Here is a 24,497-nt window from a genome sequence, read left to right on the forward strand (position 1 = left end):
GACAGCGAGGACCGCGATGACCGCTCCCGGACAGGGCCACGACGAACCGACGGCCGCCACGCCGCCACCCGACACGGCGCCGGTGCCCGAGCGCATCCTGGCCGCCGCCCGGGCCGCGCCGGGGCAGTGGATCGGGCTGGTCGACCCGAACTGGCAGGGCGAGGGGCAGCCACCGGACTGGGCGGTGATCGGCCGGTGGCGTGCCGGCGAGGACGGTTCCGTCGAGGAGTTCGCGCCGAACGCGGAGTACCGCCCGTCGCCGCTGGCGCGCGAGTGGCCCGCACCGACCGACCCGGTCGACGCCGCCGTCCAGCTGGCCGCGACCGGGTACGGGCCGGGCGACGACGTCTACCGCGCGCTCGCCTCGGCCCGGGTCGCCGTACTGCTGGACGAGTTCGGCACCGTCGGCGGCTTCGGACTCCCGGACGGCGAACCGGCCGTGGTCGTGTTCTCCGCGCGCTCCTGGCTGGAGGCCGCGGGAAGCCCCGGGCACGCGGTGGTCGGCCCCGGCACGCTGCTGGAACGGCTGCCCCCCGGCCTCGGGATCGTCGTCAACCCGGGAGCCCCGGCCGCGATGAGGCTGGAGCCCGGCTCCCTGTGGGCGGCCCTCGACGCCCGGGAGCGGGCCGGCGACCGGGGCGGCCCGCTCCGCCCGTTCGACTGACCCGGCCCGTACCGGGGCGGGCAGCGGAAGGGCCCGCCACCGGGGGACGGTGACGGGCCCGCGGATCCCCGCCCGGCTCAGCCGGCCAGGCCGCGCAGGGTGTGGTAGACCCCGCAGGCCTGGAGGGCCAGCGGCAGCAGGGCCAGCGCGCACAGGGTGTGCAGGACGTCCGCGAGGCGGCCCCAGTAGGGCAGCAGACGGCGGCCGGGCACGGTCCAGGCGGCGACGAGGAGGGCGGCCGTCAGCGTCAGCAGGACCGCGAGCAGGAGCAGCCGGTCGGTGGTGGAGGCGCCGGCGGCGGCGCGGGTGAGCAGCACCAGGCCGCCGAGGACGCCGGGCAGCAGGACGGCCAGGCGCTGGCGGATGCTGCCGACGGCCCGTCCGTGCAGCAGGAGCAGCAGGCTCAGCGCGCCGGCCTCGGCCGGGCCGGCCCAGCCGTCGGCGAAGGGCAGCACGGTCAGGCAGACGGCGCAGACGGCGCCGATCGCGGTGTGCAGGGCCATCAGGTAGTCGTCGGCGACCAGGGCGCGGGGCAGCACGGCGGCGGCCGGGACCGGCTCGATGTTCTCCTGGAGCTCGTCCGCGTTGCGCGGCAGCATCGGCAGCCGCAGCCCGGACAGCCGGAACGCCAGCGAGGGCACGAAGGCGCCGACCAGCACGGCCACCACCCCGACCACCGCCACCAGCTGGGCGAGCGTCATCCCGGCCAGCACCAGCACCCCCGACAGCACCCCGAGCAGCGCGACCAGCGCCACCCCGAGGAACAGCGGCGCCGCCGCCCCCACCGCCGCCAGGGCCAGCACCGCCGCCCCGGCCCCGGCCGAGGAGGCCGCCAGGATCCGGGCACCGAGCAGCTCGCCCCCACCGGACCCGCCGGACCCGCCCGGCCCGTTCGGCAGCAACAGCGCGGCGAGCGCCAGGTACGGGACGGCGGCGGCGCCCAGCGCGGCGCCCGCGCCCGCGTCGGCCATCGCCCGGGAGGCGCTGGCCGCGCCGAGCAGCAGCAGGACGGCGACCGCCGCGGCGGCGGCCTCGCGCGGGGCCGCCGGGCCGGACAGGGCGAGCAGCACCCAGCCGGCCGCCAGCGCCGTCAGCGCCAGGGCCAGGGAGAGGACCCGGGTGAGGGCCGGGCGCCAGGTGTCGCCGCGCTCGTTCATGCCGGTGGCGACGCCGTCCACCAGATCGTCGAAGTGCACCTCCGGCAGGGCCTCGTGGCGGGCCCGCAGGTACAGGGCGTCGCCGTCGTGCAGGCCGAGCGCCTCGGCGGTGCGCTCCTCGTCCAGCGGCTCCTCGCCGAGCCGCTGGAGCACCCAGCCGCCGTGCTCCAGGCCCTCCTCGGCGAGCCCGGGCCCGGCGTGCCCGAGGACGGCGGGCAGCAGGTCGGCCAGGGGCACATCGGCGGGGACGGCCAGCTCGAAGGCCGTCCCCGGCGCATGGAACCTCAATCGGCACAGTCCTGCCACGACACTGCTGCTCACGCCGGTCCTCCGGTTCGCTGGGCGGTGGTCCGCCTCTCCGCCCGGATGAACGGCCTGCCCGGCGTGCTGCGTTCAACCGGTGTGCCGCGGTCGGACCCCGCACCGCTGAACCTCCGGTGCCGCGCCGTCCGTCACCCAGAGGGAACGGCCGTGGTGAGAAGGAGCCCTGAGTGAGCGTGGAGCTGATCAACCGGACGCCCCGGCGTCCGGGGCCCGAGATGCCGGACGGCGAGATCCAGCTCCAGGAACCGCCGGGCCTGCCGGAGAAGCAGAGCGGCATGGCCAGCGTGATCAGCATGGCGCCGATGGCGCTCGGCTCGCTGTCGATGGTGTTCATGTTCCTGCACCCGGGCGGCGGCGAGGGCAGCGGCGGCATGCTCAGCTACGTCGCGATGGGCATGATGGCGCTGTCCGCCGTCGGGATGCTGGTCACCCAGCTGATCCGCGGCTCCAGCGACCGCAAGCAGCAGCTGCGCGCCGAGCGCCGCGACTACCTGCGCTACCTCTCCCAGATGCGCCGTCAGGTGCGCCGCTCGATCGACGCCCAGCGCAAGGCCCTGGCCTGGCGGCACCCGGCACCGACCGAACTGGGCTCGCTGGTCGGCACCACCCGGCTGTGGGAGCGACGGGCCGCCCACCCCGACTTCAGCGACGTCCGGATCGCGCTCGGCGCCCAACGCCTGGCGACCCCGCTCGCGCCGCTGGCCACCAAGCCGGTGGAGGACCTGGAGCCGCTCTGCGCCCACGCGCTGCGCCGCTTCATCCACGCCTACGGCACGCTCGCCGACCAGCCGATGGCGATCCACCTGCGCGGTTTCGCCCACCTGCTGCTGCGCTCCGACGACCCCGAGGCCGCCCGCTCGCTGGTGCGGGCGGTGCTGGCCCAGCTCGCCGTGGTGCACGGCCCGGACGAGCTGTGCATCGCCGTCGTCACCGACCCCGAGCGGCGGGCCGAGTGGGAGTGGGCCAAGTGGCTGCCGCACGCCCTGCACCCGACCGACACCGACGGCGCGGGCCCGGTCCGGCTGGTCGCCGGCAGCCTCGGCGAGGTCGAGCAGCTGCTCGGCGAGGAGTTCACCGGCCGTCCCGGCTTCGAGCCGGACGCCGTACCGGCCCGGGACGAGCCGTTCACCGTCCTGGTCCTGGACGGCCCCGGCGCCCACTCCGGCAGCCGCGCCGCGCTGGCCGGTTACCGCAACGCCGTCCTGATCGACCTCGCCGACTCCCTGGAGTGGCGCCCGGCCCGCACCACCCTGCGGCTGCGGATCGAGGACGGCCGGCTCACCATGGTCGGCGCCGACCGCAACCGCAAGGACGTCGTCACCGACCTCGGCCGCCCCGACGGGCTCCCGCTGCCCGCGGCGACCCGCCTCGCCGCCCGGCTCGCCCGCTACCGGATCGCCGACGGCGTCGACGCCGCCGAACCGCTCGCCACCGACTTCGACCTCACCGCCCTGCTCGGCATCCCCGACCTGCACGCCCACGACGTCGAGGCCCTCTGGGCGCAGCGCGGCATCCCGCAGCGGCTGCGCGTCCCGCTCGGCCTCGGCCCGGACGGCCGGCCCGTCGACCTGGACCTCAAGGAGTCCGCCCAGGGCGGCATGGGCCCGCACGGCATGCTGATCGGCGCCACCGGCTCCGGCAAGTCCGAGCTGCTGCGCACCCTGGTGCTGGCGCTCGCCGTCACCCACTCCTCCGAGGTGCTCAACTTCGTCCTGGTCGACTTCAAGGGTGGTGCGACCTTCCTCGGCCTGGACACCCTGCCGCACACCTCCGCCGTGATCACCAACCTCGCCGACGAGGCCGCCCTGGTCGACCGGATGCGCGACGCCCTGCACGGCGAACTCGTCCGCCGCCAGGAGGTGCTGCGCGAGGCCGGGTACGCCTCGCTGCTGGACTACGAGACCGCGCGCGCCGCCGGCACCGCGCTGCGGCCGCTGCCCACGCTGTTCGTGGTGGTCGACGAGTTCAGCGAACTGCTGTCCGCGCACCGGGACTTCATGGAGCTGTTCGTGATGATCGGCCGGCTCGGCCGCTCGCTCGGCGTGCACCTGCTGCTGGCCTCGCAGCGGCTCGACGAGGGCCGGATGAGCGCCCTGGAGTCCCACCTGTCCTACCGGATCGGCCTGCGCACCTTCTCGGCGATGGAGAGCCGCGGCGTGCTCGGCGTCCCGGACGCCTACCAGCTGCCCTCCCAGCCCGGCAACGGCTTCCTGCGCAGCGACATCTCCACCCTCACCCGGTTCAAGGCCGCGTACGTCTCCGGCCCGTACCGTCCCAAGCGCCGTGCCGCCCAGCAGGCCGCCATCGCCGGGCAGGTCGTCGCGTACGGCACCGAGTACGTGATGCCCCGGCAGCTGCCGGTGGCGGCGGCCGAGACCGAGGAGGAGCAGGTCTCGGCCGGCTCGCTGCTGGAGATCGCGTCCGGCCGGCTCCGCGACGCCGGGCCGCCCGCCCACCGGGTCTGGCTGCCGCCGCTGGACGTCCCGCCCACCCTCGACGAGCTGCTGCCGCCGCTCGTACCGCACCCCGAGCGCGGCCTCACCACCGAGGACCGGGCCCGGCACGGCACCCTCGGCCTGCCGGTCGGCGTGGTCGACCGCCCCTTCCACCAGCTGCGCGACCTGCTCACCGCCGACCTCTCCGGCGCCGGCGGCCACGTCGGCATCGCCGGCGCCCCGCAGAGCGGCAAGAGCACCCTGCTGCGCACCCTGATCACCGGGCTCGCGCTCACCCACACCCCGCGCGAGGTCCAGTTCTACTGCCTGGACTTCGGCGGCGGCACGCTCTCCGCGCTGCGCGGCCTGCCGCACGTCGGCGGAGTCACCGGCCGGCACGACGGCGAGCGGGTGCTGCGGACCGTGGCCGAGGTCAACGGGATCATCACCCGCCGGGAGAAGTACTTCGCCGAGCTCGGCATCGACTCCGTCGCGTCCTTCCGCCGCCGCCGGGCCGCGGGCGAGCTGCCCGACGAGACGCACGGCGACGTCTTCCTGGTGGTCGACGGCTGGAACACCCTGCGCCAGGAGTTCAACGACCTCGTCCAGCCGCTCACCCTGATGTCCCAGCGCGGCCTCAACTACGGCGTCCACCTGGTCGTCGGCACCACCCGCTGGGGCGAGATCACCGGCGGCCTGCGCGACCAGCTGCAGACCCGCTTCGAGCTGCGGCTCGGCGACTCCGTCGACTCGATGATCAACATGCGGGCCGCCGCCAAGGTGCCCAAGCTGCCCGGCCGCGGCCTCACCGACGAGCAGCTGCACTTCCTCTCCGCACTGCCCAGGATCGACGGCTCCGGGAACACCGACGACCTCGGCGAGGGCGTCGCCGACCTGGTCGACGCCGTCGCCGCGCACTGGACCGGGCCGCGCGCCCCCGAGGTGCGGATGCTGCCGCTCGTCCTGGACGCCGAGCGGCTGCCCGCCCCCGAGGGCCGGCTGCGGGTGCCGATCGGCCTGGAGGAGACCGAGGTCTCGCCGCTGTGGCACGACTTCGAGGAGAACCCGCACCTGCTGGTGGTCGGCGACAGCGAATCCGGCAAGACCAACCTGCTGCGGCTGATGATCAAGGCCATCACCACCGCCTACACCCCGGCCGAGGCCAGGATCATGCTGGTCGACTACCGGCGCGGCCTGTACGACGCGGTGCCGGAGGAGTACCGGCTCGGCTACGCGGTGGCCGTCGACAAGCTCCGCCAGATCGTGGACGGCGCGTCCCGGGCGATGAAGAACCGCGTCCCGCCCGCCGACATCACCCCCGCCCGGCTCAGGCTGCGCGACTGGTGGACCGGCCCCGAGCTGTTCATCCTCGTCGACGACTACGACCTGGTCGGCTCGGGCAGCGGCGGCCACCCCTTCAACGTGCTGCTGGAGGACCTCGCCCAGGGCACCGAGATCGGCCTCCACGTGGTCGTCGCGCGCGGCGCCAACGGCATCGGGCGGTCGCTGGGCGACCCGCTGATCCGCAAGCTCCAGGAGGTCAACTCGCCCACCCTGCTGATGTCCTGCCCGCCCTCCGAGGGCTACCTGTTCGGCAACCTCAAGCCCCGCCAGTTCCCGGCCGGCCGCGGCCTGTACATCACCCGGCGGCGGACCGTACAGGTGCAGACCGGGCAGCTGGCGGAGGAGGAGTGATGGGCGCCTCGACGCTGCGGGCGCTCGGCCCGCACTACGTGATCGCACCGCCCGGCGCGGAGGCGCACGGACTGGCCGAGGCACTGGCGCCGGTACGCGCCGAGCCGCGGGCCCTGCTGCTCCTCGCCGCCGCCGAGGACGCGGCGCCCGTGCTGCTGGCCTCGCTGGACGAACTCGCCCGGGCCGCGCGCGAACGCGACGCCGACGTGCTGGTGCTGGCCGCCTCCGGGCTGGCGGCGCTCGGCCCGGACGGCCGCCGGCCCGCCGAACTGCTCGCCAGGCGCTGCGGGTTGACGGTCGTCGCGCCGGACGCGGTGGTCAGCGTCGAGCCGGACGGCACCCTGCCGGCCGTGAACGGGACGTGGTGGCGCTGCCGGCCCGGCGGGGGAGCGGAACCGCTCGGCAGCCGCTGGCCCGCCGCCGCGACCATCACCCCGCTGGCCGGCGGGGTGTTCTGGGTCACCGAGGCGCCGGTGGGGCCCGCCCTGCCCGCCGTACTGGAGCGGGCCGCCGCACCGCGGGACGGGCTGCTGCTGATCATCGGCGAGCCGGCCGGACCGCTGCCCAGCGGCGCCCAACTGGCCAACGCGGCGGTGCTGCTGCAGGAGACGGCCGGACGGGCGGACCACCTCGTGCTGAGCGCGCCGTGGGCCGCACCGGTCGAACTCATCGAACTGGCGGCGGTGTTGGCGGCCTCGCTCGGACAGGAGGTGCGGGCGGCGATCGGCGTGCCGGTGAGTGCGGCGGGGGCCGCCGGGCCCGACGTGCGGACCGTCCACGTGGCGGCGGACGGCGGCGAGGGCTGGGAACCGTACCTCACCGAGCTGGTCGCCCGCCCGAGCGAACGCACCGTCACCGCCGTCGGCTGGCGCACCCGACCCGACCTGCCCCCGGCCCCCGGGACGGCCCGCTACCCGGCCTTCCCCGGCTGGGAGCTGGAGGCGGTGGCGGCCGGACTGTGGCTGCGCCCGGCCGCCGCCGTGGACCGCGGACCCCGGCTGCGCCGGCCGGACCCGGCGCGGCCGGTGCTGGTCGTCGGCACGCCGGGCCGGCCGGTGCCGGAGACGGTCTGGGACCACCTCGGTGCGCTGCTGGGCTCGCTCCCGACCGGGGCGGCGCGGCTCGCGCTCGCGGTGGCGGGGATGCTGGACGTGGAGTCGGCGGCGGTGGGGCGGTTCTGCGCGCGGCTGTACGGGCTGGACTGGATCGGGGCGGAGTCGGTGGCGGCGGGTGCGGTGGTGGAGCCGTGGCCCCGGGCCGAGGCCGAGGCCGAGGCCGAGGCCGAGGTCGAGGCTGCGGTGGAGCCGGAGCCGGAGCCGGAGCCGGAGCCGGTGCCTGCGCCCGTGGCCGTGCCCGATCCCGATCCCGAACCGGTGACGGTGCCGGCGCCCGCCGCCAGGGTGTCGACCTCGGGCGGGGCCTTCGTGGCGGAGACCTCGGGGGAAACCAGCGAAGGAACAATATTGCTCCCTGAGGCGATCGGCGAGGAGCCCGAGGCGGCCCCCGAAGCCCCGACCCCCGAGGCAGGCCCGGCTCCCGAGCCCGAGCCCGAGCCGGTCCCCGAGCCCGAGCCCGAGCCGGTCCCCGAGCCCGAGCCCGACCCGGTCCCCGAACCCGAGCCGGTCCCCGAGCCCGAGCCCGACCCGGTTCCCGAACCCGTGACACCGGTGGCGCCCGTGACGCCCCCGCCCCCGCCCGTGACGCCCCCGCCCGTGACGGCGGCGGACCCCGCCACCCCCGCCGAGGACGGCGCGGCCCTGGCCGCCCGACTCGGCCCCGCCTACCAGCGCCTGGCGCGGCGGGCCGAGGACGTCGCCTCTCGGCTGCCCGCCCTGCGCGCCCGGGCGGAGGAGGGCGAGCAGGGCCCCGAACTGGTCGCCGTCCTGCTGCAGCACGGCGACTGCGGCCCGCTGGCCCCGCGCGCCGAACTCCTCGCGGCGGCCCGGTCCGGCGCGCCCGGCCCCTACGGCCCGTACCTGCGCTGCCTGGCCGCGGGCCTGCGGCGGCTGCCCAGCCACTACGGCGGCGTGCTGGTCGCGGGCCCGGCGCAGGACTGCGACCTCGCCGCGTACGCCCCGGGCGCGGTGCTGACCGAGCGGGCCCCGGTGACCGGCCTGGCGGCGCCCGGAGCGGATCTGGGGGAGGACATCGGGATCGAGTTCGCCATCTGGTCCGTCAGCGGCCGCCGCAGCTCGGCCTTCGGCGGTCCGGGCGACCAGCCGACGGTGATCTTCGCCCCGGGCACGGAGTTCGAGGTGGTCGAGGTCGAGCCGGCCGCCCCGGAGGAGGGCCGTCCGGCCCGGGTGCTGCTCCACGAGATCGGCGGCGTCCGCCCGGGCCCGGACCGGCTGCGCACCTGGCTCGCCCGCCGCGACGCCGTCGCCCCCGCCGACCGCGTCCGCCCCGCCGACCCCTCCCGCTACGCCCTGGACCTGGGCGCCGCCTGACGGTCGATCGTTCCTAGAGGTCGAACAGCGCGTCCTGCGGCTCGGGATCGGGTGCGAGCACGGCGCGCGGGCGCCTGACGGCCTGGCGCCACTTCGTGCCGCCGGGCGCCTCGTCCCAGAGCTCGGCGAGCTCGGACCCCCCGGCGACCACGCGGTCGAGTGCCTCGACGGCGAGCGGCCGCAGGTCGGTGGCGAGGACGGGAAGCGCCCCGCGCGTGCCCCGGTGAACCCCGGGCCGCCGGTCGGCCGTCGGACGGAACGTAGGGCTGTGGTGATCGGCAGGAGGAGTACGGGGATGGGCGAGACGGTGAACGGCGGGTTCCGGCTGGCGGCGGTGTTCGACGCGGTGGATCCGGTGACCGGGCCCGGGTTCGCACCGGACCGGCCGCGGCTGGCGGCGGGGGCGGATCGCGAGGCCGTCGCCCGGTACCTGCGGGCCGGGGCGACGGTGCTGCTGACGCCGATGCTGATGGACGACGTGGTCGACCCGGGGCGGCGCGGCGTCGTGCCGATGGGCTTCCGCACCGACGGCCGGTGGATCTGGACCGACACCGTGACGTACTACCTGGAGGAGTACGGGCTGGCGCCCGACCCCGAGTTGCTCGCCCACGTGCGCGAGCAGCTCGACGAGCCGTGGACGCAGCCCTCGGCGGCGGTGCTGGAGCAGGCCGTGTCCTTCGTGCTGTCCCCGCCGGAGGCGGCCGCGGAGCCGGTCTGGACGGTCGGGACCTGAAGCGCGCCGGCCGGCCGAACCGGTCCGGCTGAACCGGTTCGGCCACGCGGGCCGTAGCTCCCCACAGGAGTGTCGTCGAACGCAGGGGATGCATGGTGGGCGAGGAGCAGCGCGGCGAGCCGGAGCGGAGGGCGGGCGGCTTCCAGCTCCCGGCGGTGAACTGGGCGTTGGCGGCCGAGGCGGACCCCGGGGAGCCGGCGGAGCCGGCGCAGGAGCCCGCGAGCGCCGCGACGGCGGTGCTCCCGGTGCCGTCGGGTGCCGGTGCGGGTGCCGGTGCCGCGGGCGCCGCGACGGGCGGGGCACGGACCGGACCGAAGCCCGAGGCCGGACCGAAGCCCGAGGCCGAGGCGGAGCCCGAGTCTGCGGCGCCGACGGGTATCGGGCCGGCGCCGCTGCCGTCCCCCGTCGCGGCCTCGACCGCCCCCGGGGCGCCCGAGGCGGTGGCACTCGCCGCCGTCGCGTCCGCCGAGCCGGCCGGTGACGGCGCCACGGACCCGGGGCCGCGCCCCGGCCGGGTCTCCCGGCCGATGATCGCCGCGGCCGTCGCCGTCGGCCTGGTACTGGTCGGCACCTCCGTGGTGGTCACCCAGCTCGGCGGCAACGACCCCAAGCACGGGCCCGCCCAGGCCGACGTCCCGCCCGGCTACGGGCAGGGCGGCGGGGACGGCGGCAACGGCTACGTCCCCGGCTTCGACGAGCACGGCGGCACCGGCGGGGGCGCCGCGCCGGACGGGCAGCCGGGTGCGGTGGTCCCGCTGCCCGACGGTTCGGCCGCACCCTCGCCGGGCGACCAGGCGGCCTCGGCTCCCAACGGCGCCGTCGTCCCCAACGGCGCCGGCGGCACCGGTGCGGCCGCCCGTCCCGGGGGCGGCGCGGCCAACCCCGCCCCGGGCGGCGGAACCGACCGCTCCCAGGGCGGTGCGGCGGCCGCCTCGGGCGGCGCGGCCTCCGGCGGCACGGGTGGTGGCGGCGCGGCCAACCCGGCCCCCAACCAGCCCCCGGCGAACCCGCCGGCCGCGCCGCCACCGGCGGCCCAGCAGCCCGCGCCGCCGCCGGCCGCCGCCAAGCCGCCGGCACCGGTCACCGTGATCGCCGGCCCGTACTGCTCAAGCGGCGGCCAGTACAAGCCCAACGGCTGGTACGACCAGGGCACCAAGGGCTGGCGCAACAACTCGGGCGGCTACAGCGGCGACGGCTGCAACGGCACGTACGCCTCGATGCCGATGTCCGGCGACGCGAACAAGGACGACAACAGCAACTCGGTGGTCTGGACCTTCACCGTGGACAAGGTCAGCAGCTGCACCCTGTCCGTCTACATCCCGGCCAGCGGCGACGTGAAGCAGGTCGGCGGCAACCCCAGCCTCTACACGGTGCAGAGCGGTGGCGGCCAGATCGGCTCGTTCTCCATCAACCAGACGGCCAGCCGGGGCAGTTGGGTGAACCAGGGCCCGTTCTCCTACCGCGGCCCGATCTCGTTGACGCTGCACAGCCGCGGCCTGGACTGGTCGGGCAGCACCGAGACGTTCGCCCACCACGCCGCCAGCGCCGTCCGCGCCACCTGCACGGCCTGACCCCGCCCGACCCCCCGCCCCCCGAACCACCGAACCCCTGAACCACCGAACAACAACGCCCCACGACGAAGGGAACCCCAGGCATGTCGCGCCCGGTGCTGACGGTCTGCGCGGAGCAGCGGGAGCCCGGCTCCTACCGCACGATCGGCGAAGCCCTCCAGGCTGCCCGCAGCGGCGCGGTGATCTCGGTCCGCCCCGGCCGGTACGACGAGAACCTGGTGCTCACCAAGGTGGTGAGCATCACCGCCGAGGACGTCCGGGGCAGCGTGCGGATCAGTCCCCGCCGCGGTTCGGTGGTCCAGGTGCTCACCGAGGCCGTCCAGCTCACCGGCCTGGTGCTCCAGGGGCAGGACGACGACCTGCCCGCCGTCGACGTCCCGCGCGGCCAACTGGCCATGCAGGACTGCGAGGTGATCGGCAACGCGTGGACCGCCGTGCTCACCCGCCAGCAGGGCGAACTCGCCATGCGCGGCAGCCGGGTGACCAACCCGGCCGGAGCCGGGCTGGTGGAGACCTCCACCGGCACCAGCGTGATCGAGGACAGCGTCATCGAGCACCTGGGCACCTCGGCCGTGGTCATCGGCGAGCGGGCCAACCCGACCGTCCGGCGCTGCGTGCTGCGCGACGCGCGCGGCAACGGCCTGTGCGCCAACGGCGAGGCGCGCGGCCTCGTCGAGGACTGCGAGATCTCCGCCACCGACAAGCCCGCCGTCGCCCTGGAGGAGCAGAGCACCACCCGGCTGCTGCGCACCGAGATCCGGGACAGCGCGCTCGGCGTCTTCATCGGCTCCACCGCCCGGGTCGTGCTGGAGGACTGCACCGTCACCGCCGTGCGCGCCCACGGCTACGTCCTCACCAACGGCACCGACCCGCTGCTGCGCCGCTGCCGCGCCGTCCGCCCCCAGGGCCACGGCCTGCACATCGCCGGCCGGGCCCGGGGCACCCTGGAGGACAGCGAGGTGACCGCCCCCGCCCTGGCCGGCATCCACGTCGGCGAGTCGGCCGGGCCCAGCCTGGTGCGGGCGGTGGTGCGCGACGCCGGGACGGACGGCGTCGAACTCACCGGGGAGAGCGCCGCCGAGTTCGACCGCCTGGAGGTCCGGGACGCGGCCGGCGTCGGCATCGTGGTGCGCGACGGCGCCAACCCGCTGCTGCGCCGCAGCACCGTCACCGCCGCCGGCGGCCACGGGATCGAGGCGCTGCGCGACGGGCGCGGCCGGCTGGAGGACGTCACCGTCGTCGACGCCGGTGGGCACGGGGTGCGGATCGCCGACGGGGCCAACACCTACCTCGGTGGCAGCCTGGTGCGCGGCAGCGGATCCTGCGGGATCTCGATCGGCGCCGAGGGCATCGTCACCCTGCGCGACGTCGAGTCCGCCGACAACGCCCTGGACGGCGCCGAGGTCGAGCACGGCGGCGACCTGACCGCCACCCGCACCCGGCTGCGGACCAACCGGCGGCACGGGCTGCACCTGCGGTCCGGCGCCCGCGCCACCCTGACCGCCTGCCAGCTCAGCGACAACACCGTGGACGGGCTGCGCTCCGACTCCGTGGAGCCCGTGCGGCTCACCGACTGCGTGGCCGCCGAGAACCAGGGCGCCGGGCTGCGGCAGACCGAGCCGACCGACCGTCTCGCCGTGGAGAACCTCGACAGCCGGGACAACCGCTCTCCGGACGCCCACGGCGCGGCGGCCGTCGCCACCACCGAGCCCGGCGCGGCCCCCGCCGGCGACGGGTCGGACGCCCCGGCCGAGGGCGCCGCGGCTCCCGCCCCGGCCGCACCGCAGGGCCCGCAGGCCGTCCTCCAGACCCTGGTCGGGCTGCAGGGCGTCAAGGAGCAGGTCGCCACCCTGGTCAACCTCAACAAACTGGCCCGGCGCCGGGAGCAGGCCGGGCTGCCCGCCCTGCCGATGAGCCGGCACCTCGTCTTCGCCGGCCCGCCCGGCACCGGCAAGACCACCGTCGCCCGGCTCTACGGCGCGATCCTCGCCGAGCTCGGCGTGCTGCGCAGCGGCCACCTGGTCGAGGTCGCCCGGGCCGACCTGGTCGCCTCGATCATCGGCGGAACGGCCCTGAAGACCACCGAGGTGGTCAAGGAGGCGCTCGGCGGGGTGCTGTTCATCGACGAGGCGTACACCCTGTCGGCGGGCTCCGGCGGCACCGGACCGGACTTCGGCCGCGAGGCCATCGACACCCTGGTCAAGCTGATGGAGGACCACCGCGACGACCTGGTGGTGATCGTCGCCGGGTACGAGGCCGAGATCCGCGAGTTCCTGGCCTCGAACCCGGGCCTGGCCTCCCGGTTCAGCCGCACCGTCGAGTTCCGGAACTACAGCGACGAGGAGCTCACCACGATCGTCGAGCACGCCGCCGCCGGGCACGGCTACGAACTCGTCGAGGGCACCCGGGAGGCGCTCGCCGCGCACTTCGACCGGATGCCCAAGGGCGCCGACTTCGGCAACGGCCGGGCCGCCCGCAAGGTGTTCGAGGAGATGGTCGACCGGCAGGCCTCCAGGCTCGCCGAACTGGAGCACTTCGACAACGAGGCGCTCACCCGGCTGCTGCCCGCCGACGTGGGCGAGCAGGCCGCCGCCGACGAGGCGAAGGCCGACGAACCCGGCCTGCTCGACCGGCTGCGCGCCATGGTCGGCCTCGCCGCCGCCAAGGAGCAGGTCGAGGACCTGGTCAACCTGACCCGGCAGACCCGGCGCCGGGTCGAGGCCGGGCTGCCCGCCGCCACCATCAGCCACCACCTGGTGTTCTCGGGCCCGCCCGGCACCGGCAAGACCACCGTCGCCCGGCTGTACGGCGAACTCCTCGCCGAACTCGACGTGCTGCCCTCGGGCCAGCTGATCGAGACCGCCCGCGCCGACCTGGTCGGCCGCTACATCGGCCACACCGCCCAGCTCACCCGGGACGCCTTCGAACGCGCCCGCGGCGGCGTGCTGTTCATCGACGAGGCGTACACCCTGACGCCCCGCAACGGCTCCGGCGGGGACTTCGGGCAGGAGGCCGTCGACACCCTGATGAAGCTGATGGAGGACCACCGCGACGAGGTCGTGGTGATCGTGGCCGGATACCAGGAGGAGATGCGCGGCTTCCTCGCCTCCAACCCCGGCCTGGCGTCCCGGTTCTCCCGGGAGATCACCTTCGACCACTACGCGGACGACGAACTCGTCACCATCGTCCGGGTGCAGGCCGAGGCCGCCGGCTACACCTGCACCCCGGAGACCCTGGCCGCGCTCGGCACGCTGTTCGCGGCCGTCCCGCGCGACCGCTCCTTCGGCAACGGGCGGTTCGCCCGGCAGGTGCTGGAGGCGATGATCACCCGGCAGGCGGGCCGGCTGTCCCGGCTGGACATCGCGGACCTCGACGAGCTCAGCCTGCTGCTGCCGCAGGACATCCCGGCCGAGCGGATCGGCAGCCTCGCATGAAGCGGGCGCCCCTGGCCCGGGCGGTGGCCGCACCGCTCCTGGCCGGGCTGCTGCTGCCCGTGGCGGGCCCGGCCGCCGCCGACACGCCCGCCGGCCCCGACGCCCTGCCCGGCGTCAGCCAGCAGCGGCGCGACGCGAGCGGCCGGTCGGCCGGCTGCCTGCCGCCGTCCACCAAGGGCACCCAGCTCACCCCCTGGCCGCAGACCTTCCTGAGGCCCGACCGGGTCTGGCCGCTCAGCCGCGGCGAGGGCGTCACCGTCGCCGTCCTCGGCTCCGGGGTCAAGGACGGCAGCGGCCTGCTGGCCGGCCGACTCGACCTGGCCCAGCTGCCCGGCGGCCCCGACCCCGCCCAGGACTGCGTCGGCCACGGCACCTTCCTGGCCGGCCTGATCGCCGCCGACCAGCGCGAGGGCGCGGGCTTCGCCGGCCTCGCGCCGCGCGCCCGGATCCTCGCCGTCCCGGTCACCAACGAGGCCGGAACCCCCTCGGCGGACCTGCTGGCCCAGGGCATCACCGCGGCCGCCGACCGCGGCGCGCGGGTCATCGCGGTCGGGGTGGCGCTGCCGAACGGCACCGACGCCCTGGCCGCCGCGGTCCGCGCGGCGCGCGGCAAGGGCGCGCTGATCGTCGCCCCGGCCGCACCCGACACCGTCCCGACCGACGGCTCCGGAACCGCCAAACCCGTCCCGGCGGTCTACCCGGCGGCCTACCCCGAGGTGCTCGCCGTCCGCGACCTCGCCCCCGGCGGCGCGCTCCCGGACGGCCCCTCGGCTGTCCCGGTCGGCGGCCGGGTCGACCTCGCGGCCCCGGGCGACGCCGTCACCGGCCCCGGCCCGGCCCCCGGCGGCTACTACACCGGCGCCGGCCCCAGCTTCGCCACCGCCTTCGTGGCCGGCACCGCCGCCCTCGTCCTCGGCTACCGCCCGGACCTGACCGTCGACCAGCTGACCCAGCGCCTGGAAGCCACCGCCTACCGCAGCCCCGACCCCCAGTACGGCCACGGCACCGTCGACCCCGTCGCCGCCGTCACCCGCCTCGCGGCCCCCGGCGCCCCGGCCCCGCCGACCGCGGCCGCCGCCCCCACCATGCCCCCCGTCCCGCCCCCCAGCGACGCCGGCCACCGGGCGGGTCTGATCGCGCTGTCCTTCCTCGCCCTCGTCGCCCTGGTCGCGGCGGCGGGCGCGGTGGCCCCCCGCGCCCGCGCCCGGGGCTGGCGCCCGGGCCGGGCGGAGGAGAGCTGACGGGTCGGCCTGGACCGCGGGGGAAGGCCTCCTCGTGAGTGGGTGAGGCGGTGCCCTGCGGCGGATCGCCGTCCTCTTCCCGGCCTCCAGGCCTCCCGGCGCCCGCCGGGAGGCCTGGAAGAGGCGTGGCCTGCGCCCGTCCGGTAGGGCGCGGGCGGGCGGTGGGTCGCTCCTTCTGCGGCCTCCCTCAGCCCCGGCGTTCGGCCATGGCGTCGCCGATGAGGGCGGCGAGTTCGAGGTAGTCGAGGCGGGCCCGGGGGCGCAGGGCGGCGGGGGCCGCCTGGGGGCGGCCCGGGAGGGGGAGGGCGAGGGCGCCGCGGCAGCGGGTGCGGAAGTGGGGGAGGAGGTCGCGGCCGGCGACCGGGCGGTCGGTGGGCGGGGCGGGGGTGAAGACGGCGGTCGCCCCGCGGGCCAGCCGGTCGTGGCCGAGGGCGGTGAGGTGGTCGAGGAGGGCTTCGGTGGTGCGGGCGCCGTCGGCGCTGGCCGGGGCGCAGAGGATCAGCTGGTCGGCCCGGTCGACGGTGGCGAGCTGGACCTCGGCCGGGGCGCCGGTGGTGTCGGCGAGGACGACCGGGTAGTGGCCGCGGGCCTCGTCGAGGGCCTCCCGCAGGGCGGCCGGGTCGGGTCGTACGGATCGCAGTACGAGCCGGCCGCCGGTACGGCACTCGCTCCCGGCGGGCCCGGCGGTGGACAGGACGAGCACCGGGTCGGCCCGGTGCTCGGCGAGCAGGGCGCCGAGGACGGCGGCGGCCCCCTCGGCGGGGCCGCCCAGGACGGCGATCCGGTGGCAGGCCCGCAGCGGCACCCGGACGCGTTCGACCAGGCGCCGCCGCCGTGCCTCCCCGCCGCCGGGCAGGACGAGCCGCAGGGCGCGCGGGAGGTCCGTGCCGGGGCGTTGTGCGGGCGGGTCGGGCAGCGGTCCGGGGGCCGCGCCGGTGTCGGTGCCCCGGGCCGGCGGCTCCGCCGGAGGGACGGCCGAGGGCGCCGCCGAGGGGGGTTCGGCGGTCAGGGCGCGGGTGAACAGCTGCCGTTCGGCGGGCGGGATGAGGACGGTGCCGAGCGGGTCGAGCGGGCGCCGGGGCAGCAGGGCGACCGGCTCGGGCCAGGCGGCGGGCGAGTAGTCGGGTGCGGCCGGGGTGGTGCTGCCCGCGCCCGCGGTGCCGTCGGAGAAAGCCATCGGATGACCTCCCGGTCCAGGGTGCGCCGGGCCGGTGCCTCCGGTCCGGCCGGCCCGTACAGCCGGGAGTACGGCTGAAGGCGCCCCTCCGGTTCACTGAACCGCCCTCGGTGGGGGGCCCGTTGAGCGGGGCAGGGTGCACGGAGCACCCCTGGTCGCATCGGGAGGTCCGCATCGGAAAACCCTCCGCCCCACCGGCTACCGATCGGTACCGTCATCCGGTGGCACCCGGCGCCTGCCGAGTGCCACCGAGTCGGAAGGAGCGTGAGTCCCGTGAACGGGACGGGGGAGGGACGCGGCATGGCCGCGGACGGGCCGGAGGCGCGGGAGTTCGTCGCGGCCCTGGTGCGGGCCGGGGCGCTGAGCGCGGACGGGCCGGCCGCGCTGGCGGTGCCCGAGGCGGAGGCGGAGGAGGTGATCGCGGTCGCCCGACGGCTGGCGCTGCGCGTGGTGCCGGAGGGCCGGTGGTGGCCGCGGCCCGCGACGGCGCTGCTGGACATGGCGACGGCGCTGGTGGTGGACGAGCACCCGTCGGCCCCGCGGTGGTCGGCGGCGGAGCGGCAGCGGCTGACGGGCTGGGTCGCGGTGCTGATCGAGCACCGGGGCGAGGACGGGGTGCAGGAGCTGCTCCGGGCGCTCGGCGGGGGCTGAGACCGCCGGGCCCGGGCGGTCGGGGCGCCGTCCGGGCGGCGGCGCGGGCGCCGCGGCTCACGGCCGCTAACGACCGGCCAACAGTCGTCGGCGCCCGCCAACAGTGGCACCCGGGACCGGTCCGAGTGCCCCGGGCGGGGGCGTTGGTGCTGCCTTGGTGCGGACTTGGCGGCCTCCGGCAGTGTGCTGTTGCAGCCACCGCCGGGGGATGTCCGGTCGCTGCCCAGCACGCCCTGCCCGTGCTGCGCCCCTGCCCGACCTGAGAGGTAGCGCGTGTCGAAGCCGTCCGTCGCCCAGCCCACGTCCGTCACCCCGTCGTCCGAGGGTCCGGCGGACGCGCCGGAAGGCGTCACCGCCCCGGCCCGTCCGACCCTCGACCCGGACACGCTCGCCGAGATCCACCGGCTGCACGGCGGCTACCTGCTGCGCGCGCTGCTGCGGGCCACGGGCGGGGACCGCGGCAAGGCCGAGGACATCCTCCAGGAGACCCTGCTGCGCGCCTGGCAGCACCCGGAGGCGCTGTCCGCCGGGCCGGAGGCGAGCCGGCCCTGGCTGTTCACGGTCGCCCGCCGGATCGCGATCGACCACTACCGGATGGCCGCCGCCCGCGCCAAGGAGGTGATCGGCGAGCCGATGGAGGACCGGCCGGTCGCCGACGACCCCTACGAGCGGGTGGTGGTGGCCCGGGACATCGCGCTGGCGCTGCGCCGGGTGCAGAAGCACCACCGCGAGGTGCTGGTCGAGCTGCACCTCAAGGACCGCTCGGTGCTGGAGGCCTCGGCCCGGCTGGGGGTGCCGCCGGGGACGGTCAAGTCCCGCAACTTCTACGCGATCCGGGCGCTGCGCCCGGTGCTGGCGGCGGAGCACGGGTACGCCCCGACGGAGCGCGGGGCCGCCTCGGCCGCGGGCTGACCGGGCCGCCGTCCCGTCGGGCGGCACGGGCCGCCGGCCGGCCTCCGCCAGGGCCGGCCGCCGCCCGGGTCAGTCGTCCGCCGGCCGCCGCCCGGTACGGAGCTTGAGCGACGCCTCCAGGCCGGTGGTGAACCCGCTCCGGTAGCCCGCGCGCCGGTCGTGCGAGCGGAAGCGCTCCAGCGCCGAGCGCAGCCTGGCACCCACCTCCGGTTCCCGGCCCCGGGCCGACAGGTGGGCGGCGTAGGACTGTTCGGCCAGGGCGTGCAGGTACAGCAGGCCGGCCTCCTCGCACGCGGCGAGCAGCCGGTGCCAGGCGAGGTCGGCGGCGACGTCGCGGACGGTCGGCGGGAGGGCCTGCGCCTCGGTCAGCAGCGACCAGAGGTGGACCTGGGTGACGGGCGTGGCCGGCAGCAGCTCCCGGGCCTCGCGGGACCGGCGCTGGGCGCCCTCCCGGTCCCCGACGGCCAGGCTCACCCAGCCCTGGTGCACCTTGGCGTCGACCAGCCGCCGGCGGTCGCCGGACTCCAGCGCGAGCGCGGTGGCGCCGGCCGCCAGCCGTTCGGCCTCGGCGCCGTGGCCGAGCATCGCGGTGACCATGGCCAGCGTGGCGAGCGCCCGGACGTGCGCGGACACGGCCGCGGGCCCGGTCCCGGACTCGGCGGCGGCCACCGCCCGCCGGGCCGCCTCCGCGGACTCCTGCCGGCGTTCCAGCGCGACCAGGGCCTGCGCCCGGCAGTTGAGCAGCAGGGCGAGCGCGACCGGGTCGCCGCACCGTTCGGCCGCCGCCTGCCCGAGCCGGGCGCAGGCGAGCCAGTCGGTGAAGCGGCCGGCGCCGTAGTAGAGCGAGCCGCAGGTCAGCGCGAGCCGCCAGGCGCGGGCCGGGTCGGTGTCGGGGGAGGCGACCAGCGCGGAGACCGCCGGCTCCTCGGCGTCGAACCAGTCGAGCGCGGTGCGGATGTCGACGGCGGCCAGCAGGGACTGCGCCGGGCCGGCGGGCGGGGCGGTGTCCTCCTGGCCGGGGTCGAGGAAGGAGCCGCAGTGCCGCAGGGCCGTGAGGTAGTGGTCGGCCAGGCGTTCGCGCAGCAGCCGCCGGTGCCGCTCGGGCCGTTCGGCGAGCAGCCCGGCGCCGTAGCGCCGGACCAGGTCGGTACGGACGTGGCGCCCGGGGGCGGTGCCGGTGAGCAGGTGGTGGGAGGTCAGCTCGCCGAGCGCCCGGTGGGCGGTGGCGGTGTCGCTGCCGAGCAGCGCGGCGCTCGCCGAAGCGTCCAGCTCGCGGCCGGGGTGGGCGGCCTGGACGGTCAGCAGTTCGGCCGCGGGTTCGGAGAGCCGGCGGTGGGTCAGCCGGAGCCGGCCCGCGACGGAGAGCGTGCCGTCGGCGTCCAGGGCGGCCAGCCCGGTCCGCTCGTCGGCGAGTTCGGCGACCAGCCCGGCGATCGTCCAGTCCGGCCGGGTGGCCAGCCGGGCGGCGGCGATCCGCAGGGCGAGCGGCAGACGGTCGCAGAGCCCGGCGAGCCGGGCGGCGGCCTCCGGCTCGGCGCGCAGCCGCTCGGGCGTCAGCGCGCGCTCCAGCAGGTCCAGGGCGTCGTCCTCGGGCAGTGCGGCCAGGCGCAGCAGGGTCGCTCCCTCCAGTGCGACCAGGCCCTCCAGCGCGCCCCGGCCGGTGACCACGGCGGTGCCGGCCGGGCCCGCGGGCAGCAGGTCGGCGACCTGGTCGGCGTCGGCGGCGTCGTCCAGCAGCACCAGCAGCCGCCGGCCCCCGGTGCGTTCGCGGTAGAGCGCCGCCCGGGCGGCGCGCCCGGCGGGGATGCCGTCCTGCGGCACGCCGAGCGCGCGCAGGAAGCCGGCCAGGACGGCCTCGGGCCGGGCCGGGCCGTCCGGGGCGAGGCCGTGCAGCTCGGCGTGGAGCAGGCCGTCCGGGAAGCGGTCGGCGACCCGGTGCGCCCAGGCGGTGACCAGCGCGCTCTTGCCCACCCCGGCCGGGCCGACCACCAGCACCGGGCCGTCCCCGGCCCGGCCGCCCCCGTCGGGGCCCGGCCCGCAGGCCCGGTCGAGACGGGCCAGGTCGCCGGTGCGGCCGACGAAGTCCGGTTGGCGACGCGGTAGTTGGCGCGGAACCAGCGGGACCGGCGGGGCCGGCGGGGTCTGCGGCGCCGGCTCGGCGGCCGGGGGAGCGGCGGCCGGCGGCTCCACCGTGCGGTCGTCGGCCAGCACTTCGGCGAGCGCCGCCCGCAGCGCCGGGCCGGGGTGGATGCCCAGCTCCTGGGCGAGCCGCATCCGGGCCTGGTGGTAGGCGGTCAGCGCCTCGGCGGGCCGGCCCGCCTGGTGCAGGCAGCGCATCAGCAGCGCCACCAGTTCCTCGCGCAGCCCGTCCGTCCGGACGCCCTGCTCCAGCACCGGCACGGCCGACGCCCCGGCGCCCTGGCCCAGCCGCAGCCCGGCCCAGCGGAGCAGGGCGGCGGTGCGGGACTGCCGCAGCCGGTCCACCGCGGCGGAGCGCAGCGGGGTGTCGGGCAGGTCGGCCAGCGCCTCGCCGCGCCACAGCCGCAGTGCCCCCTCCAGCAGCGCGACCGCCGTGGCGCAGTCGCCGTGGCCGGCCTGCCGGTCGGCGGCGCCGGTGAGTTCCTCGAAGCGCAGCGCGTCCACCTCGTCGGCCGGCCCGGCCAGCAGGTAGCCGGAGTCCCGGGTGTGCAGCTCGAACGGGGTGCCGGCGAGCACCTTGCGCAGCGCGGCGACGTGGCCCTGCACGGCCGCCCGCGCGCTCGGCGGCGGCTGCTCGTCCCACAGCAGCTCGCACAGCTGGTCCACGGTGACCAGGTGCCCCAGCCGCAGCGCCAGCAGCGCCAGCACGGCCCGCCGCTGCGCGCCCGCCACGCTCGTGAAGCCGCCTGCCCCGATCCGCAACTCCACCGGCCCGAGCAGCCGAATCCGCACCAGTACCCCCACTTCACCGCAGAACCGCGCATCACGCCCCGAAGCGGCCATCGGCCCTCGGGGTGGAGCAGTGTAGTGCGAGAAGATGTCCGGTCATGTCGGTCGGTTGTCCCTGCCCCCGGTTGACGCGTCGGGAGCGGCGGATGGTTGCGCCGGCGGGGGATCGGGCCGGAACACCGTGTCGTACCCCTCGGTTCGGCCGGGGCGCCGTGTCGTACCCCCGCGGTACGGTGCCCGAGGACGGCCCCGGACCGGTGCGAAGGGCCTGACCGGCCCTATCCTCGGTCGGGCCGGGGAGTCGAGGACGGGGGAGGGGAACGGGCGCGTGCACATCGATCTGCTCGGACCGGTGGTGGTGCGGCGGGAGGACGGGACGGCGGTGACGCCCTCGGCGCCCAAGCGCCGGGCGCTGCTGAGCGCGCTCGCCGTGCGGCTGAACCGGACGGTGGCCACCGAGGAGCTGATCGAGCTGGTCTGGGAGGGCTGCGCGCCGCCCACCGCGCGGGCCGCCCTGCAGGGCCATGTCGCGGCGCTGCGCCAGCTGCTGGACGGCTCCGGACTGGAACTCGACACCCGCGGCTCCGGCTACCTGCTGGCCGGTGAGCCCGACCGGATCGACGTGCTGCGCTTCGCCCGGTTCTGCGAGCAGGCGGGCGTGCTGCTCCCCGAGCCCGCCGGCCCGCCGCGGGGCGCCGCGCCGGACCGGGCACTGCCCCTGCTGCGCGCCGCGCTGGACCTCTGGCGCGGTCCGGCGCTCGCCGACTGCGGCTCCGCCCTGCTGCGCGAGCGGACCCTCCCGTACCTGACCGACCTGCGGCTGCGCGCCCTGGAGCTCCTGGCCGACGGCCTGCTCCGGGCCGGCCGGGGCGGCGAGCTGGCCGCCGAACTCGACGAGGCCGCCGACGGCCACCCCGCCCGGCAGCCGCTGGCCGCCCGGCTGGTGCGCTGCCTGGAGCAGGACGGGCGGAGCGCCGAGGCGCGGGAGCGCTACGAGCGGGCGGTGGCCCGGCTCAGCTGGCCGCCCGGCCCCGAACTGCGACGGGCCGGCGAGCTGGCCGGCGCCCGGCCCGCCGCCGACCGCCGGTTCGTCGGCCGGAGCGTCGAACTCGCCCGGCTGGAGCAGGTGTTGCCCGCCGCTCGGGACGGCCGGCCGATCCTGGTCACCGGGCCCGCGGGGGTCGGCAAGACCAGCCTGGTCCGGCAGTGGACGGCCCGGCGCGGCGACGCCTACTTCCCGGACGGCGTCCTCCGCGCCGAACTGCGCGGCTTCGACCCGGACGGGGCGCGCGAACCCGGCGAGGTGCTCGGGGAGCTCCTCACCGCCCTCGGCGTCGACCCGGACGCGCTGCCCGCCGAAGCCGAGGACCGCGCCCGCCGCTACCGCGAACTGATCGGCGGCCGGCGGATGCTGGTCGTCCTGGACGACGCCGCCTCCTACGAGCAGCTCGCCCCGCTGCTGCCCGACCCGCCGGCCACCGACAGCGAGCCCGCCCCGGTCGCGATCGTCACCAGCCGCAGCCGGCTGCGCCACCTGCTGGTCCGTACCGGCGGCATACCGGTGCCGCTCGGCGCGCTCGGCGCCGACGAGGCCGCCGACCTGCTCGCCCGCATCCTCGGCCCGGACCGCACGGCCGGTGAGCCGGAGGCCGTCGCCGAACTCGCCGAGCGCTGCGACCACCTGCCGCTCGCGCTGCGCCTGGCCGCCGCCCGCCTGGCCGCCCGGCCCGACTGGTCCGCGGCCGACCTCGCCGCCGAACTCGCCGACGAGCAGACCGGCCTGGCCGCCCTCTCCGGTGCCGGCGCCGGCACCGACCGCGGCCCGCTCGGCCTCACCACGGCGCTGGACCGCACGTACCGCGCGCTGGCCCCGGACGCCGCCCGGCTGTTCACCCTGCTCGGCCTGCACCCCGGCGCGGAGATCGGCACCGACACCGCCGCCGCCCTCGCCGACCTCCCGCCCGCGACCGCCCGCACCCTGCTGACCCGGCTCGACGCCGTGCACCTGCTGGAGGAGACCAGCCCCGGCCGGTACGCCCGGCGCGAGCTGGTCCGCCGCCACGCCGCCGCGCAGGCCGCCGAACTCGCCTGCGACGAGCGGTACCTGGCCCTCGACCGGTTGATCGCCCACTACCTGGACGTCACCGCGGACTGGGCGGGCGAGGGGGCGGAGGCCGGGGGCGCGGCGGCCGGGAGCAGTGGGTCGGCGGCGGCCTGGTTCCGCCGCGAGGAGAGCGCCCTGCGCGCCGTCGTGCTCTGCGCCGAGCAGAAGGGACGGCCCACCGCGGCCTGGCGACTCGCCCACCGGGTCGGCCGGTTGTACGAGACCACCGGCCACGACCGGACGCACTGGCGGGCCGTGGTCGAGGCCGGGCTGCGCGCCGCGCACGCGGACCGGGACGAGGCGGCGGTCGCCCGGCTCGGCACCGACCTCGCCGTCCTGCACGTCGACCGCGCGGCCCACCGCACCGCCGCCGACCAGTTGGAGCGGGCGGTCGACGCCGCCGACCGGGCCGGCGACGCGGCGCTGCGCCACCACTGCCGCAGCCGGGTGGCGGCCGCGCTGCTGCGGACCGGCCGGTACGAGCGGGCGGTGCCCATGCTCGGCGACCTGGTGGCCGCCGCCCGCACCCCGGCCACCGACCACCTGCTGGTCCGCGCGCTCACCGACCTCGCCGACGCGCTCGTCCTGGCCGGCGATCCCGGGCCCGCCCTGCGCCACGCCGACGAGGCGGTGCGCGCCGCCACCGCCCGCTCCGGCGGCGCCGAGGCCGTCCTCGCCACCCACAGCCGGGCCCGCGCCCTGCACGCGCTCGGCCGCCGGGACGCCGCGCTCTCGTCGGCCCGGCTCGCCGTCGCCCTCGGCCGCACCGTCGGCGACCCGGCCCTCGAAGCCCGCTCCCACGGCCTGCTCGCCGACCTGCTGGACGCCCTCGGCCGCACCGTCGAGGGCGCGGAGGCGAGACGCCTGGTGTAGGGCCGTCGCCCGCCGGGCCCTGCCCCGGCCGCCCCCGTGGCGGGAAACCGCCGCCGGAGACCGGCCGTCCGTGGCGGAAAACCGCTGATCGGCCGGCGGAACCACAGGCGGAACTATCGGCGGTCCGCTCCCGCGCAACCGCCCCCGCCTG

General features: G+C 77.5%; 14 protein-coding genes. 10 read left to right on the forward strand and 4 right to left on the reverse strand.

Going from position 1 to position 24,497, the window contains the following annotated elements; genetic code table 11:
* Window positions 1–16: 16 nt before the first annotated feature.
* Window positions 17–664 (forward strand): type VII secretion system-associated protein, encoded by a 648-nt coding sequence (locus ACZ6EM_RS13305; protein WP_452179625.1) that lies wholly within the window; start codon window positions 17–19, stop codon window positions 662–664.
* A gap of 77 nt (window positions 665–741) precedes the next feature.
* Here the strand turns inward: ACZ6EM_RS13305 and eccD are convergent, their stop codons facing one another.
* Window positions 742–2,109, reverse strand: coding sequence for a type VII secretion integral membrane protein EccD (gene eccD, locus ACZ6EM_RS13310; protein ID WP_465772387.1), 1,368 nt, complete (start codon window positions 2,107–2,109; stop codon window positions 742–744).
* 203 nt (window positions 2,110–2,312) lie between these two features.
* On the opposite strand from eccD, the gene eccCa reads away from it, so the two are divergent.
* Entirely contained in the window at window positions 2,313–6,275 is a 3,963-nt protein-coding gene (gene eccCa / locus ACZ6EM_RS13315; RefSeq protein ID WP_401050780.1) for a type VII secretion protein EccCa, read from the forward strand.
* A complete protein-coding gene (locus tag ACZ6EM_RS13320) occupies window positions 6,275–8,722 on the forward strand; it encodes a hypothetical protein (RefSeq protein WP_465772388.1) in 2,448 nt (815 codons plus the stop codon). Before eccCa ends, ACZ6EM_RS13320 begins: the two co-directional genes overlap by 1 nt.
* 13 nt (window positions 8,723–8,735) lie before the next feature.
* On the opposite strand, the gene ACZ6EM_RS13325 is transcribed toward ACZ6EM_RS13320, so the two are convergent.
* Window positions 8,736–9,131 carry a DUF4259 domain-containing protein gene (locus ACZ6EM_RS13325; protein ID WP_465772492.1) on the reverse strand — a complete coding sequence of 132 codons (396 nt, stop codon included), beginning with the start codon at window positions 9,129–9,131 and terminating at the stop codon, window positions 8,736–8,738.
* Here ACZ6EM_RS13325 and ACZ6EM_RS13330 point away from each other — a divergent pair.
* From ACZ6EM_RS13330 to ACZ6EM_RS13345, 4 genes are all read left to right on the forward strand, one after another.
* The gene (locus ACZ6EM_RS13330) at window positions 9,018–9,455 is read left to right on the forward strand and encodes a hypothetical protein (protein WP_380355891.1); all 438 of its coding nucleotides are present in this window, start codon (window positions 9,018–9,020) and stop codon (window positions 9,453–9,455) included. The two genes, ACZ6EM_RS13325 and ACZ6EM_RS13330, sit on opposite strands and share 114 nt — an antisense overlap.
* Window positions 9,456–9,547: 92 nt before the next feature.
* Window positions 9,548–11,026, forward strand: a complete 1,479-nt coding sequence (locus ACZ6EM_RS13335) for a hypothetical protein (RefSeq protein WP_465772389.1) — start codon at window positions 9,548–9,550, stop codon at window positions 11,024–11,026.
* Window positions 11,027–11,109: 83 nt separating this feature from the next.
* Entirely contained in the window at window positions 11,110–14,460 is a 3,351-nt protein-coding gene (locus ACZ6EM_RS13340; protein ID WP_465772390.1) for a right-handed parallel beta-helix repeat-containing protein, read from the forward strand.
* Window positions 14,457–15,701 carry a S8 family serine peptidase gene (locus tag ACZ6EM_RS13345; RefSeq protein ID WP_465772391.1) on the forward strand — a complete coding sequence of 415 codons (1,245 nt, stop codon included), beginning with the start codon at window positions 14,457–14,459 and terminating at the stop codon, window positions 15,699–15,701. Before ACZ6EM_RS13340 ends, ACZ6EM_RS13345 begins: the two co-directional genes overlap by 4 nt.
* Window positions 15,702–15,888: 187 nt before the next feature.
* On the opposite strand, the gene ACZ6EM_RS13350 is transcribed toward ACZ6EM_RS13345, so the two are convergent.
* The gene (locus ACZ6EM_RS13350; RefSeq protein WP_465772392.1) at window positions 15,889–16,878 is read right to left on the reverse strand and encodes a hypothetical protein; all 990 of its coding nucleotides are present in this window, start codon (window positions 16,876–16,878) and stop codon (window positions 15,889–15,891) included.
* A gap of 273 nt (window positions 16,879–17,151) precedes the next feature.
* Between ACZ6EM_RS13350 and ACZ6EM_RS13355 the strand changes: the two genes are divergently transcribed.
* Both ACZ6EM_RS13355 and ACZ6EM_RS13360 read left to right on the forward strand, forming a co-directional pair.
* Window positions 17,152–17,529 carry a hypothetical protein gene (locus ACZ6EM_RS13355; protein WP_465772393.1) on the forward strand — a complete coding sequence of 126 codons (378 nt, stop codon included), beginning with the start codon at window positions 17,152–17,154 and terminating at the stop codon, window positions 17,527–17,529.
* A gap of 273 nt (window positions 17,530–17,802) precedes the next feature.
* On the forward strand, window positions 17,803–18,441 hold the full coding sequence (locus ACZ6EM_RS13360; protein WP_359899411.1) for a sigma-70 family RNA polymerase sigma factor: 639 nt from the start codon (window positions 17,803–17,805) through the stop codon (window positions 18,439–18,441).
* Window positions 18,442–18,510: 69 nt separating this feature from the next.
* Here ACZ6EM_RS13360 and ACZ6EM_RS13365 read toward each other — a convergent pair whose 3' ends face one another.
* A complete protein-coding gene (locus ACZ6EM_RS13365; protein ID WP_465772394.1) occupies window positions 18,511–21,372 on the reverse strand; it encodes an AfsR/SARP family transcriptional regulator in 2,862 nt (953 codons plus the stop codon).
* A gap of 325 nt (window positions 21,373–21,697) precedes the next feature.
* Here ACZ6EM_RS13365 and ACZ6EM_RS13370 point away from each other — a divergent pair, with 325 nt between their 5' ends.
* Entirely contained in the window at window positions 21,698–24,346 is a 2,649-nt protein-coding gene (locus ACZ6EM_RS13370) for an AfsR/SARP family transcriptional regulator (protein ID WP_401046756.1), read from the forward strand.
* Window positions 24,347–24,497 lie beyond the last annotated feature (151 nt).

Source organism: Kitasatospora sp. NPDC041917, from assembly GCF_055589745.1.